The organism is Devosia sp. (genome assembly GCF_036676215.1).
Lineage (GTDB): Bacteria > Pseudomonadota > Alphaproteobacteria > Rhizobiales > Devosiaceae > Devosia.
Genome location: NZ_JAKFDJ010000203.1, coordinates 1 through 13,236 on the forward strand (window position 1 = coordinate 1; position 13,236 = coordinate 13,236).

A 13,236-nucleotide genomic window follows, 5' to 3' on the forward strand; every position below is an offset into this window, starting at 1 on the left:
GTCGTGCGGGCGATAGGTTAAAGTTCAATCCTGCCGGCCGCGAGGTAAGTTGCTCGCAGTTCGCAGAGCCACGAGAAAACCATGTCACGGACAGTCAAACATCTGCTTATCGGAGGGCTAATCATCATGACCATGGGCGTTTCCGCTGCGACGACAGCGAACGAGAATGATCTCAAGCTGACCATCGTTAATCCACAGAACCTCTACGACCCGACGCCGAATGGCTACAGCACGGCGGTGATTGTACCAGGCGGAGCCAAGGTGGCCTATATTTCCGGACAGGGCGGCCAGGATAGCACGGGAGCCTTGTCGCCCGACTTCGCGGTCCAGGTTAAGCAGGCCTACGCCAATCTTCGCGCCGCTCTCGATGGACTCGGTGCGAAACCCGACCAGGTCGCCAAGCTCACGGTCTTCGTGGTTGATCACGACATGTCAAAGCTTGAGGTCTTGACCAAGAACGTCAAGGAAATGTTCGGCGAGACGCTCCCGGCGCAGACGCTGATCCCCGTCCCCAAGCTTGCAGTCGAGCCCATGCTCTTCGAGGTCGAAGCCGTGGTCATGCTGGAATAGTGGCGCAGCCAGGTCAGGCACGGTCGCCAACTATGAGAATGCTACCGATAAGTACGCATGGGGACGTGCAGGAGGAGGTGGAGCTGGTCGGGTTGTGTAACCCGCGTCCCGCTGGTGGAACCGGCTCCTAGGCATTCGGGGCTTCACGGAATGGCACGTCGGACATCAACCCGCGACCGCTTCTGGCTATGGCGGGCGGTTGCCGTTGCGTCGAGCGAAGGTGAAATGCGCCGTGGAGGCAATCGTCACGCTTGACAAGATCGCACACGTCGTCTGAATTGAATTCAATTTAGCACTTTGGATCGAAAATGCCTGCTGTCAGCATCGGGACGCGCGAGAGACTAATTGATGCGGCTCAGGAAGAGCTCATCCAGGGCCACGGGCACCTGGAAATGCAGGCGGTTGCAAAGCGGGCGCAGGTTTCAGTTGGGCTGGCATACCACCACTTTGGCTCGAAGGCGGGTTTGATCGCAGCGGTGGTGGAGGCGTTCTACAGTCGGCTCGACATAGAAGTGTTCAGCGCCGCCAAGTGGCCCTCGAAAACCTGGGTCGATAGGGAAAAGGGGCGAATAGCTGCCTATGTCAGGTTTCACTATGCCCATCCTTTCGCCCTTCTCGTCATAGGCGCCTTGAGCCGTTCTCCCGAAGTCTTGGATGTCGAGGCAAATTTCACAAACCGGAACCTTGCCGCCGGGGCACAAATGCTCGAAGCGGCACAGCGCGGCGGCATGGTTCCCAGTGACATGGACCCCCACCTCACCATTGCGTTGATGAGCGGGGGAATTCGGCAGGCGCTGATCGGCGCCCTGATGCGAGAACCACGGCCCGATCCTGAAAACCTGACCAACGAGATCTGGGCCTTCATAGCGGCCGCGTTGCGCCTGAACGAGAATTCAGGCGTCGATTTCGGCGATCACGACAGCTGACGTCCGCCATGCCCCGCACCAAAGGCCAGTTCATTGTTTGATCTCAACGAGTTCCACACACCGCAATCGTCCTACACAAAGGAAGACCTGCTGAAATCGGGCAGAGGTGGCTATTTCGGTCCAGGCAATGCGCAGTTGCCGGCGCCACCCATGCTGATGATGGATCGCATCACGGAAATCAGCCTCTATGGCGGCAAATACGGAAAGGGTCACGTCATCGGCGAGTTGGACATTACGCCAGATCTTTGGTTTTTCGGCTGTCATTTCCCCGGCGACCCGGTGATGCCCGGATGTCTCGGGCTGGATGCCATGTGGCAGATCATCGGCTTCTGGCTTGGCTGGTCCGGCTCGCCGGGGAAGGGCCGCGCGTCCGGTGTCGGGGAGGTCAAGTTCAGGGGACAGATCACGCCGCAAACCCAGCGCGTGCGCTACGAGATCGACATGCGTCAAGTCAGGCGCGGCAAACTGGTCGTCGGGATAGCGGATGGCCGCGTGCTTGCCGACGATGCCTGCGTCTACCTGGCCCAGGACATGAAGGTGAGCCTGATATCACCCTCAACCTGAACGACAACCCGCCAAGTCTGGCTTGTGGCTGACAAGCATGGCGGCCGGCCAGCGTTCCTTCCTATCGACAATTTCCCGAGCTTGCCTATCATTAAACGCCGTTCCGGAACCTGCAGGAGGGTGCATGGAAAGCAAGAACCACCGCATCTATGCGACCAGCGTGTCGAGCGTTTATCCGCACTATGTCGCCAAGGCGGAGAAGAAGGGGCGCACGAAAGCGGAGGTTGACGAGATCATCCGCTGGCTGACGGGACACAGCCAGTCGTCGCTGGATAGTGAATTGGCCAAGAAGACCAACTTCGAGGATTTTTTCGTGCAGGCGCCGCAGATGAATCCGTGTCGTTCGTTAATCACCGGCGTGGTTTGCGGCGTCCGCGTGCAGGACATTCAGGAACCCACGATGCGGGAAATCCGTTATCTCGACAAACTGGTCGATGAACTCGCCAAGGGGAAGCCAATGCCGAAGATCCTGCGGCAGTAGCTCGCATGGGCCGTCGGGCGTGACGGCGTCAGTCGAGTTGTGTGATCAGGCCGGAACATATGCCAACCTGATCACGTCCTCGTCCAATCGCTCGCTGGCTGCAAGACGGAGCGGCGGAGGGCCGGCGAAGCAGGGCTTGCCGGAACCGAGCACAACAGGGCAGAGGTAGAGTCGATACGAGGCATCTCCACCTGGGAGCACCACTGCCCGAGGCATCGGCCCTCGCAAAGATGCAGTCGGCTTACGAAGCCGCCATGGCGCTGTAGACGCGCTCACCCGACCTGGTCCTACCTTTGCTGTAGTGTCGGCTGGTGGCGCAAAGCGGACTTTCGGTGCAGAAATCATGATTTCTGCATTGCCCGACCGCAGAGCAACCGGGTGAGCGGCGCAGAGTTCTGCCGGAATCGCTTTGTCGACTTTGACCAGCGTCGATGTCTCGACCCAATCACGCGCAACAGCACCCGTTCCTCGCGAAATCCAAAACATGCGCTTGACTCCTCGATAGTGAGTGACTACACACTCTACGCATGAATACGAACCTCAAACTCTCCGATGCCGACACCCGCCGCGCCAGTATCATCGCGGCCGCGCTCTCGGTCTTTGCGCAATCGGGCTATGGCTCGACGCCGGTTGCGGCGGTGGCGGCCAAGGCGGGTATTTCGCAGGCCTATGTGTTCAAGCTTTATCCGACCAAGGAAGTGCTGTTCGTCGCCGCCATGGAGCGTTGCTACGAGATCATCCTCGAAACGCTGGCATCCGCAGCCGATGCGGCAACCGACCCCAGTCCGGAGGGCATTCTCGAAGCCATGGGCGAGGCCTATGCGCGGCTGATCGTCGACCGAGACATCTTGATGATCCAGGTCCACGCCCAGAGCGCTGCCGATATTCCCGCCGTCAAGGCGGTGGTGCGGCGGGGACTGGCCAAGTTCGTGCGCCTTGCCAAATCTCGCTCGAGTGCCAGCGACACGGCCGTGCAAAGCTTCATCGCCTACGGCCAGCTCTGCCATCTGATCGTCACCACGGACTTGACCGAGCTGACCGACGACTGGGCACAAACGCTATGGAAGGGGATGAGCCACTATTGAGAAACGCTCCCGGGGAGCGGCCGGGGAGAGCCCCGATTTGTCGGACCCATCGCTGACGCGACAGCGTTCGGAGTCGCTCTTGCTTCCACATGAAGCAGACCATTGCCAACCACCACTATCCGCAGGCTCCGCCAGCGGCGCCCATTTCGGGCATTTCACTGTCAACTTAGTGAGTGATTGATCACTCTACTCTGGAGAAGTACCATGACTACACTCGCCGAACCGCTCCGCGCCGCCCGCCGCACCAGTCGCTGGTTGGCGCTAACCGTCCTCGCCCTCGCCCAGTTCCTCGTGGTGCTGGATGCGTCCATCGTCAATATCGCCCTGCCCCGACTCGGCCAGGGGCTCGGGCTCGATCCGTCCCTCCTGAGCTGGGTCATCACCGCCTATGTGCTGCCCTTCGGCGGCCTGCTGCTACTGGGCGGGCGCCTCGCCGACCGCATCGGGCACCGCACCATCTTCCTCGTCGGCACGGCCGGCTTCATCGCCGCCTCGCTGGCGGCCGGCCTCTCGCCTAATGGCGGTGCGCTGCTGGCGGCCCGCGCCGCGCAGGGCGCTTCAGCGGCGCTCCTCGCGCCGGGTGCCCTATCTCTGCTGATGCAGCTTTTCCCCACCGGCCAGGGCCGCGACAAGGCGCTTGGCATCTGGGGCGCCGTGGCGGGCCTCGGCAGCGTTGCCGGCGTGCTGCTCGGCGGCGTGCTCACAGCGCAGTTCGGCTGGGCCTCGATCTTCTTCATCAATGTGCCCGTAGGGCTCCTCGTCCTCGCCAGCATTCCCTTTCTGATCGGTCGCGACCAGGTCGCCGCAGCACGTGACCCGCTCGATATCCCAGGCGCCCTAACTGTTACCGCCGGCCTCATCGCCATCGTCACCGCGCTCTCGGTGGTGCTGGAGCTGGGCTTTCTCGCTCCACTGACCCTGGGCCTGCTCGCCGCAGGCATGGCCCTGCTGATTGCCTTCATCGTCATCGAACTGAGGTCGAAGGCGCCGCTGGTCGATTTCCGCATTCTCGGCAATCGCGCCGTCAGCACTGGCAATGTGGCGGTGATGCTGATCGGCGGCGCCGTTACGGGTCTCTTCTTCGCGCTCTCACTCTATATGCAGGATGTGCTGGGCCATGACGCGATGACCGCCGGCCTCAGCCAGTTGCCGCTGGCCATGACACTCGTCGTCGTTGCCGGCGTCGCTCCTGCCGCCATCGCCCGCTTCGGTTCGCGCGACACACTGGTTGCCTCCCTGCTGATCTTTGCCATAGGCCTCGTCTGGCTCTCCTTCGCACCGACCGATGCGAGCTTCCTCGTTCATCTACTGGGGCCGAGCCTGCTCATCGGCACCGGCCTGGGCGGCGCCTTCGTTGCCGGCACCGAACTCTCGGTTTCGGGTGTCAGCGAAGCCGATGCTGGCCTCGCCAGTGGATTGGTCAATACCAGCCAGCAGATCGGGGCGGCCATTGGCCTCGCGGTGATCTTCACCATCTCGGCCACCCGAACAACGGCGCTGGCCGAAACCGGCATGCCGCAGATCGAAGCGCTGAGCGCCGGCCATAGCTGGGGTTTCCTAACCGCCGCGGGCCTTGCTTTGCTCGCCGCCGCCGTCACCGCCGCTTTCGGACCCAAGGCGGTCCGCTGATCCTGCTGCTGGCGCAATGGCGTGCCGGCAGTCCCCTATTCTCAAAGGAACATCAAAATGACCACTCTCGAATCCACCGCGAGGTCCAACCGCGAGGCTGGCAAAGTCGCTCCGCGCTATGTCGCCTGGTCGGCCTATGCCGTCCCCGTGCTAATTCTCACGGGCTTCGGTCTCGTTACCACCCTGCCCATCGTGCTGATGAGCTATGGCGTGCTGCGCGACGCCCGGGTCAAGGCATTGCGCTGGTGGGTCGGGCTCACCGCCGGTCTCTTTGCCATCCCCTTGGTTGGCTGGCTGTTCCGGGCCGATCCCGAAGCCAGTCTCTCCTCCATGCTGCATCCATCCATGGCAGGGGCGATCGTGCTGTCGTCGCTGGTGGTGATCGCCAAGATCGTCAGAAGCCACCGGGGGTGACCGGCATGGCCGGTCCGCCTGCTAACGCAGGGCGCGGCCGGCCTCGTCGAAGAGGTGAACTGCGTCGGGCGGCACGCCGATATGGACGGTTTGGTGCAGTTGCAGGTCGGGAGCGCCATCGAGCTTGACCGTCACCAGGTCGCCGCTCGGCAGCTCGACATAGGCCAGGGCATATTCGCCGAACTGCTCGATCACCGATAAGGTGCCGGTCAGGTCGGCGCTGTTCGCATCCGCTAGGAGCAGATGTTCGGGGCGGATGCCGATGGTTCGAACATTGGCCAGTTGCGGGTGGGTCAGGGCGAGGCTTTTGTTGCCTGGCAGGACCAGCTTTCCGGCTTCGATGGTCACCGGGGTGAAATTCATGCGCTGGCTGGCGATGAAGCCGGCGACGAAGGTGTTGACGGGGTTGCGATAGAGTTCGAGCGGTGTGCCGACCTGTTCGATCTTACCCGCATTGAGCACGACGATGCGGTCGGCCAGGGTCATGGCTTCGACCTGGTCGTGGGTGACGTAAATCATTGTGGCGGTTAGCGTATCGTGCAGTTTGGCGATCTCGATACGGGTCTGGGCGCGCAGGGAGGCGTCAAGATTTGAGAGCGGTTCGTCGAACAAAAATACCCTGGGATTGCGCACGATGGCGCGGCCAATGGCGACGCGCTGGCGCTGGCCGCCGCTGAGCGCCTTGGGCATACGATCGAGATATCCCTCAATCTGGAGGATTCTCGCAGCCTCCCTAACCCTTTGATCTACTTCGTCTTTTGGTGTCTTGGCGAGCTTGAGGCCGAAGGCCATGTTCTCGTAAACGGACATGTGGGGGTAGAGGGCGTAGCTCTGGAACACCATGGCGATGCCGCGCTGGGGCGAGGGTATGTCGTTGACAACTTTCCCACCGATCGAGATATCCCCGCCCGAGATCGGTTCGAGCCCGGCGATCATGCGTAGCAAAGTGGACTTGCCGCAGCCCGAAGGCCCGACAAAGACCACGAACTCGCCGGACTTGATCTCGAGGTCCACCCCATGGACCACCTCGACCGAGCCATAGGACTTGCGGACGCCCCGCAGCGAAACATCGGCCATTGTCGTCTCCTCAGCTTTCGATCAACAGCGTGGCGATCTCGAAGGGCCGCAACGACAGGGTCACGCTATTGTCCTTGAGCTCCAGCAGCTTGCTATCGCCCTCTTCCATCAGGTTGACGCTGCGCACCGATTTGACCGGGATGCCGAAACTGATGGTGGCCTCGGCCCGGATATTGGCGTGCTCGAAGAGGCGCAGCACCACCGCATCGGACTTCTCCGCCTTCTTGACGGTCTCGAGCGTGACGTTGGACTGATCGACGCTGGCAAAGCTGAAGCTGGGAAACTCGCTCGCCGGACTTGCGGCATGCTGGCGCGAACCGACCACCGCGACGGGGTTGTTGAAGCGCTCGGCGGCGCGATGCACATCGGCGAGGTCAGCCACGCCATCATGCACGAAGAGCGCATAGCGCAGGCGATGCTCACCGAGATCGGCCTGCGGATCGGGGAAAGTCGAGCCCCGCACCAGCGTCAGCCGCACGGATTGCTCAAGGCAATCATAGGCATACTTGCAATCATTGAGCAGCGCGACGCCGAAGTCGCTTTCGCTGAGATCGACCCAGCGGTGCATCGACGCTTCGAAGCGGGCCTTGTCCCAGCTGGTGTTCCGGTGGGTTGGGCGCTTGACGTGGCCGAACTGAATTTCCGAGCGGATTTCGGAGGTATTGAGATCGAAGGGGAACTGCGCCTTGAGCACGGTATGGCGTTCCTGCCAGTCGATGAAGGTGTCGAACTCGACCTGCCTTGCGCCGGCCTCGAGCGAAATGACCTGGACGACCGTGGACGCCTGATACTTGCGTTCGACCCGGACGGCGGCGCGGTGCGGGCCGGTTTCGACCACCGAGATGGTGGCCTTGCCGTCGGACAGTGGCCAGAACTGTTCCTCGAAATAGCGGTCGATATCCCAGGCGTCCCACTCCATGGGCTTGTCTTCATAAGCGATGAGGCGATTGGCCTTTTCACCCTTGGCCAGGGTCTCGCGATTGCGCGTCTTGTCGAAGACCGAGGTGATCTCACCAGCCTTGTCGAAGCTGACTTTGAGCAGTTCGTTTTCGAGATGAGTTGCCGAGACCGAGAGGGGCGAGGTGTGGTTGGCCGCGCCGCCGGCTACAACTTGTCCCCCTGTCCAGCCGAGGGGAGAAATGTCGGATACGGGGGCACCGAAGCCACTCGAACCGTCGGCAAAGACCAGTTTCTGGATGGGCTGGATGCCCTCGGCAATGGCGAGCGAGGCGCCCTCCAACACAGTTTCGCCGCCGAGATGAACGAGTGATGAACGGGTCTGGCCGGTGAAATTGAACAGGCGCAGCTGATCGGCACCGGGCTTGGCGAAAGCCTGGGCGGCCGAATGCCAGGGTCCGTTCTCGGACCCCAGGGTCGAGAAGATCTGACCATACTCATTGTCGCTGTCGACATAGACCTCGGGGATGGAGGTGCCGGGCAGGATGTCATGGAACTGGTTGATCAGCACCAGTTCCCAGAACTCGGCCAGGATCGCGCCGGGATAGGGGGCGCCGGTCTGGGTCAGCGCCATGGCGCCGAGGAATTCCAGCTCGCGCAGCAGGCGCTCGGCCTTGCGGTTGTTGGCCTTGTTCTTGGCCACCGAGGTCAGCGTGCCGCGGTGGTACTGCAGGTAGAGCTCGCCATTCCAGGTGGGGAATTTCGAGCCGGCCGCGTCCATGCGCTTGCCGAGGCGATCAAGGAAGGGAACGATGCCTTCGAGCTTGACGCGCGGCGCGCCGGGAATGCCGCGTTCGAGGCGGATGCCGCGCTCGATCATGCCGCGAGTGGGGCCGCCGCCGCCGTCGCCATAGCCATAGGACATGACAACTTCGTTGTTGACGGCCTTGGGCTCGTAGCGCTTCCAGGCGCCCATGGTTTCTGAGACCGAGAGATCGCCATTGTAAGTGGTGAAAATCTCCTCGCTCTCATAGCGCTGGGCGGTGATGAGCTGGGCCTTGGTGACGGTGCCATCGATGCCACGCCAGAAGAAGGTGTCGTAGGGGAAGCGGTCGGTGTCGTTCCAGCTGAGCTTGGATGTGACGAAGTATTTGAGCCCCGACTTTTCCATCACCTGGGGCAGATTGGCGGAATAGCCGAAGGTGTCGGGCAGCCAGACGGTCTTGGGGTCGACGCCGAATTCCTCGAGATGGAAGCGGCGGCCGCGCATGATCTGGCGGACGAGAGATTCACCCGAGACGATGTTGACGTCAGGCTCCACCCACATGGCGCCTTCGATCTCGAACTGGCCGGACTTCACCCGCTTTTTCAGGCGATCCCAGAGCTCGGGATAGTCCTTTTTGAGGAAGTCGAAGAGGACCGACTGGTTATACATGAAGACGAATTGGGGGTACTCTTCCATGAGGTTGAGCACCGTGGCAAAGCTACGGCCGGTCTTGTCGCGGGTATGCATGACGCGCCAGAGCCAGCCGACATCGAGATGGGTTGAGCCCACGGCGGTGATCTGCGGCTGGGTCTCGGTATCGACCAGCTTGTAGATCCCGGCGGCGATCTTTTCGGCAGCGCCCAGCGAGGCGGCGAAAGCCTCGGTATGGCCACCGCGACGATCGAGGGCGCGCAGGGCGCGGTCGACGATGGCGAGAATGGCGTGCCGGCGCGAGTCCGACTGATGCAGGCGGATGGCGACATCGAGCGGGGTCCGCAGGTCGTAATAGAGCTTTTCGGCGCGCTCGTTGCGCACGAAGAACTGGACGGTAAAGCCGACCAGCGGCCGATCGAAGAAAGTGAAGGCATTGACCATCAGCGCGTGCTTGCTGCCGGGCTTGGCCTTGCGCTCGATGACCAGTTCGGTGTGGTTGCCATCCAGCGCCTGGGCAATCTTGCCATCGAGATAGGCGAGGCACTGCGGGTCGGTCGAGCCGGGCCGATCCTGCCACTGGCTGGTGAATTTGAGCACCAGGGTCTGGCCGCGCGCCGCTTCGGGGACTTCCACTTCGGCGGCGAACCAGGTGTGACCCTGCTTCTTGGCCCAGACGGAATGGGGGCCGAACCGCTCCCATTTGCGCCAGTCGGCGCCCAGCGCCGCCTCGGCGGTCGTGTCGGCCCGTTGCACATGCCACTGGAAGGGAGCGTCGGCGATGGGCGTCAGGATCTTCTGCTCCAGATCGGCGCAAAGCCGGATGAGCTTGCCTTCCATCTTGAGGTCATCGTCCTGCAGCGCAAGCTTGGACGAAAGGGGGTTGGAATAGGTCATCCTTTGACTCCGACACCGGCGAACCCTGTGTTCATGTTTCGCCGCAACAAGAAATAGACGCCGATCGCCGGCGCTGCGTAGATGATCGAGAAGGCGGTCAGGAAGCCATAGTTGATGGCGCCCTGCTGGCCGAAGGCCGCGTAGAGCCCCACCGACATGGGGAAGGCATCCTGCACCCGCGCAAAGATCAGCGGCAACAGGAACTCGTTCCAGGCGCCGGTGAAGCTGAAGAACCAGACCACGGCAATGCCGGCCCGCGACATGGGCAGCACGATGCGGGTGACGATCTGGAACAGGCTCGCCCCTTCCACATAGGCCGCTTCCTCGAGCTCGATCGGTACGGTGTCGAAGAAGTTCTTGAGCAGCAGCAGGGTGAAGGGGAGATTGAGAATGGTCAGCGCGATGATGACGCCGAACTGGTTGAGCAGTCCGCCGCGCTGGGCCGCAAAATAGAGCGGCACCAGGACACCGGCCGAGGGCAGCATGCGCAGCAGCACCAGCGTCCACAGGAAGGCATTGCGCCCCGGAATGCGCAGCCGCGACAGCGGATAGGCAGCCGAAATGCCGACCACGACGCTGAGCGTCGCCGTGCCGGCGGCGATCAGCATGGAATTGAGGAATTGCCGCCCGGCATTGCCGCTAACCGCCAGGGCGAAATTGTCCAGCCCGATGCTGCGCGGGATTTCGAGCTGGCCGGTCGAGAGAGGATTGAAGGCATTGAGGATAAGCCAGGAAAACGGGCTGACCCAGATAATGGCCATGAAGCTGAGTGCAATGGCGGTGAGGCGCGAGGTGGCGGGACTGGATTCCATTATTTCGGCTCCCGCAGCATGCGCAGATAGACCAGCGACAACAGCCCGACAATGACCAGCATGGCGACAGAAATCGCGCTGCCAAAGCCAAGATTGCCGCGTGAAAAGCTCTGATTGTAGAGGAAGACCGCCAGGGTCTCGGTTTGCCGGCCCGGACCGCCGCCGGTCATGGCGTAGATCAGCGGGAAATAGGTGAAGGTCCAGATGGTGATGAACAGCATGTTGGTGGCGATATGCGGCCGGATGATCGGCAGCTGCACCAGCCAGATGCGCTGAAACGGGGTGGCGCCATCGACTGTGGCTGCTTCGACGACCTCACGCGACACCGAATCCAAGGCTGCCGAGAACAGCAGGTAGGACCAGGCGGTGCCCTTCCAGACATTGGCAATGGTGACGACGGGCAGGGCATATTCATTGATGAAATTGATCGGCGCAAAGCCCAACGGCACGACGATGAGCTGATTGATCAGGCCGGTCTGCGCGGTGGTGGCCGACCAGAGGAAGGCCGCGACGATATCGGGCAGCAGCCAGCCCAGCATGATGCAGACTTCCACCACGGTACGGATGGCGGACTGGCTGCCGCGCAGCAGGGCCGCCAATAGAAAGCCCAGGACGGACTGGCCGACAATGGCCGAGAAGAAGACGAATATGACGGTGGTCCAGAGCGATTCCAGGAAGCCGCGGCGGGTAAATAGCCGCTCGAAATTCTGCAGGCCGACCCAGCTCCATTCCACCGACTTGCGGCCGACCAAGGCCAGATCGGTGAAGCTGAAGGCGAAGGCCCAGACGGTGAAATAGAGCAGCGCGCAGATGAGCAGCGCCGCCGGCAGCATGCCAAGGCCGAGAACCAGGAGATTGCTGGTGAGCCAGGGATTGGCCTGGTTTTTCATTCTTTTGGCCTTTCGCTCACTCGCTTGGCGTGGTGGCGCCACGAACTCGATGGGCACCCTCCCCCTTCGCGGGGAGGCTGGGGAGGGGGGCGGTTGGCCCGAATATCCGGGCTCTCACACCCCCTCCCAACCTCCCCCGTCGAGGGGGAGGTGCCGCGCAGTGGGTGCTGCACCATCCGGATCAAGCCTCCCCGTCACGACGGCGCCCGGAGGACAGTTCGGGCGCCGTCGCGTCGGGAGGGGACTCGCTATTCGTAGGTAATGACGTTCTCTTCGCCGAATTCGTCGACGAGAGCGTCATGGTAGTTCTGGACGACTTCCTCGACCTCGACGCCATCGAGCAGGTCGGACGTGGCCTGCTGGATCAGCGCAGAGACCGTCTGGTAGCCGGGGACCGTGTCGCGGCCGGTGGTATCGGCAGCAAGCGCCGTCGCTTCGGCCAGGAACGGATCGGCGGTATATTCCGGGCTTTCCGAAATATCAGTGCGGACCGCCATACGGTGATTGGCCAAGGTCCAGGCCTTGAAATTGGCTTCATCGAAGATCGCGGTGACCAGCTTGAAGGCCATTTCCTTGTCGGCGGCGGCGGCATTGATGCCGATGGTCCAACCGCCGGAGATGTTGGTCGTTTCCTTGGTGCCCGGTTCACCCGAACCCGGCCATGGCGTCCAGCCGACCTGGGCGTCGCGGTCTTCGCGGCTGGGGGGATTGTTGCAATCCCACAGGCAGGCATCTTCCCAGGAGCCGGAAGCGAGAATGCCCAGCTTGTCATCGGCCAGGGCCTGGCGGACGGCGGCGCCGATATCGGTGGCGTAGTTGAGATCGGCCGGGTTCAGCTGCTGGGCGACATAGACCTGGTGGTAGAGATCGAAAGTGCGGCGCAAGGCGGGGCTGTCGCCGATCCACTGGTTGGTCTCGCGGTTGAGCAGGCGGTTGCGATCGTCCTCGGGCACATCGGCGCCGAGCAGGGCCATATAGACGCCCTGCATGGTGGCAGCCTCTGCCTGCTTGGTGCCGGCAGGAAGCTGGAACGGATATTGCACGCCGGCATCCTTGAGCTTGGTTGCCGCATCGAGCACGTCGGCCCAGCTCTTGGGCTGCCATGGCATGGCGATGCCTGCCTTTTCGAAGTTGGACTTGTCGTACCAGAGCATGCGGACGTCGGTATCGGTGGGCAGGGCATAGACATTGCCCTGGTAGGAGGCGACCTCGAGCAGGCCCGGCATGTAGTACTGGTACTGATCCCAGGCGGCGGCCTGCTCGTTGAGCGGATGCAGATAGCCGGCGGCGGCCAGTTCGGACACCATGAAGCTATCGACCAGATTGACGTCGGCGGCAGTGCCGGCGCTGAGATCGAGCGCGATGCGCTGGTCATAGCCCTGACCGGGCAGCTTGATGGCCTTGACGGTTTCGCCGGTCTCGGCCTCGAAGGCCTCGATGCCCGACTCGATCAGCGCACCAAAGGCTTCAATATACATTATCGACACTTCGGCCTTCGCGGGGATCGCGGCGGCGGCCAGCAGCGACACTGCGGCCACCGTGGTCAGAAAACCTTGCTTGAGCATCAACTCCTCCTC

General features: G+C 62.2%; 12 protein-coding genes and 1 pseudogene. 7 read left to right on the top strand and 6 right to left on the bottom strand.

The genetic code is table 11. The annotated features are described in order from the left end of the window. Positions 1 to 81: 81 nt before the first annotated feature. The 4 genes from V6M52_RS16550 (at position 82) to V6M52_RS16565 (ending at position 2,541) form a co-directional block, all read left to right on the top strand. Entirely contained in the window at positions 82 to 570 is a 489-nt protein-coding gene (locus V6M52_RS16550; protein ID WP_332687769.1) for a RidA family protein, read from the top strand. Positions 571 to 878: 308 nt separating this feature from the next. After that, complete coding sequence (locus V6M52_RS16555; RefSeq protein ID WP_332687768.1) at positions 879 to 1,496, top strand: TetR/AcrR family transcriptional regulator; 618 nt, start codon at positions 879 to 881, stop codon at positions 1,494 to 1,496. Between the two features lie 33 nt (positions 1,497 to 1,529). Continuing rightward, on the top strand, positions 1,530 to 2,060 hold the full coding sequence (fabA, locus tag V6M52_RS16560; RefSeq protein WP_332701900.1) for a bifunctional 3-hydroxydecanoyl-ACP dehydratase/trans-2-decenoyl-ACP isomerase: 531 nt from the start codon (positions 1,530 to 1,532) through the stop codon (positions 2,058 to 2,060). A gap of 124 nt (positions 2,061 to 2,184) precedes the next feature. Beyond that, positions 2,185 to 2,541, top strand: a complete 357-nt coding sequence (locus V6M52_RS16565; RefSeq protein ID WP_332687766.1) for a DUF2200 domain-containing protein — start codon at positions 2,185 to 2,187, stop codon at positions 2,539 to 2,541. Between the two features lie 45 nt (positions 2,542 to 2,586). On the opposite strand, the pseudogene V6M52_RS16570 reads toward V6M52_RS16565, so the two are convergent. Then, positions 2,587 to 2,718 (bottom strand): annotated as a pseudogene (locus V6M52_RS16570) (dihydrofolate reductase family protein); the annotation flags it as partial. Between the two features lie 350 nt (positions 2,719 to 3,068). On the opposite strand from V6M52_RS16570, the gene V6M52_RS16575 reads away from it, so the two are divergent. The 3 genes from V6M52_RS16575 to V6M52_RS16585 all read left to right on the top strand — a co-directional run bounded on the left by V6M52_RS16575 (position 3,069) and on the right by V6M52_RS16585 (position 5,669). Continuing rightward, complete coding sequence (locus V6M52_RS16575; protein ID WP_332687765.1) at positions 3,069 to 3,626, top strand: TetR/AcrR family transcriptional regulator; 558 nt, start codon at positions 3,069 to 3,071, stop codon at positions 3,624 to 3,626. Positions 3,627 to 3,830: 204 nt separating this feature from the next. Continuing rightward, complete coding sequence (locus V6M52_RS16580) at positions 3,831 to 5,255, top strand: MFS transporter (RefSeq protein ID WP_332701901.1); 1,425 nt, start codon at positions 3,831 to 3,833, stop codon at positions 5,253 to 5,255. 57 nt (positions 5,256 to 5,312) lie between these two features. Beyond that, complete coding sequence (locus V6M52_RS16585) at positions 5,313 to 5,669, top strand: hypothetical protein (RefSeq protein WP_332701903.1); 357 nt, start codon at positions 5,313 to 5,315, stop codon at positions 5,667 to 5,669. 21 nt (positions 5,670 to 5,690) lie between these two features. On the opposite strand, the gene V6M52_RS16590 is transcribed toward V6M52_RS16585, so the two are convergent. The 5 genes from V6M52_RS16590 to V6M52_RS16610 all read right to left on the bottom strand — a co-directional run bounded on the left by V6M52_RS16590 (position 5,691) and on the right by V6M52_RS16610 (position 13,224). Continuing rightward, on the bottom strand, positions 5,691 to 6,746 hold the full coding sequence (locus tag V6M52_RS16590) for an ABC transporter ATP-binding protein (RefSeq protein WP_332701905.1): 1,056 nt from the start codon (positions 6,744 to 6,746) through the stop codon (positions 5,691 to 5,693). A 10-nt stretch (positions 6,747 to 6,756) separates the two neighbouring features. Beyond that, positions 6,757 to 9,957 (bottom strand): alpha-mannosidase, encoded by a 3,201-nt coding sequence (locus tag V6M52_RS16595; RefSeq protein ID WP_332701906.1) that lies wholly within the window; start codon positions 9,955 to 9,957, stop codon positions 6,757 to 6,759. Then, positions 9,954 to 10,769, bottom strand: coding sequence for a carbohydrate ABC transporter permease (locus V6M52_RS16600; protein ID WP_332688733.1), 816 nt, complete (start codon positions 10,767 to 10,769; stop codon positions 9,954 to 9,956). The genes V6M52_RS16595 and V6M52_RS16600 overlap by 4 nt, the downstream gene beginning before the upstream one ends. Continuing rightward, positions 10,769 to 11,659, bottom strand: coding sequence for a carbohydrate ABC transporter permease (locus V6M52_RS16605; RefSeq protein ID WP_332688731.1), 891 nt, complete (start codon positions 11,657 to 11,659; stop codon positions 10,769 to 10,771). The genes V6M52_RS16600 and V6M52_RS16605 overlap by 1 nt, the downstream gene beginning before the upstream one ends. A 248-nt stretch (positions 11,660 to 11,907) precedes the next feature. Then, a complete protein-coding gene (locus tag V6M52_RS16610; RefSeq protein WP_332701908.1) occupies positions 11,908 to 13,224 on the bottom strand; it encodes an extracellular solute-binding protein in 1,317 nt (438 codons plus the stop codon). Positions 13,225 to 13,236: the final 12 nt, after the last annotated feature.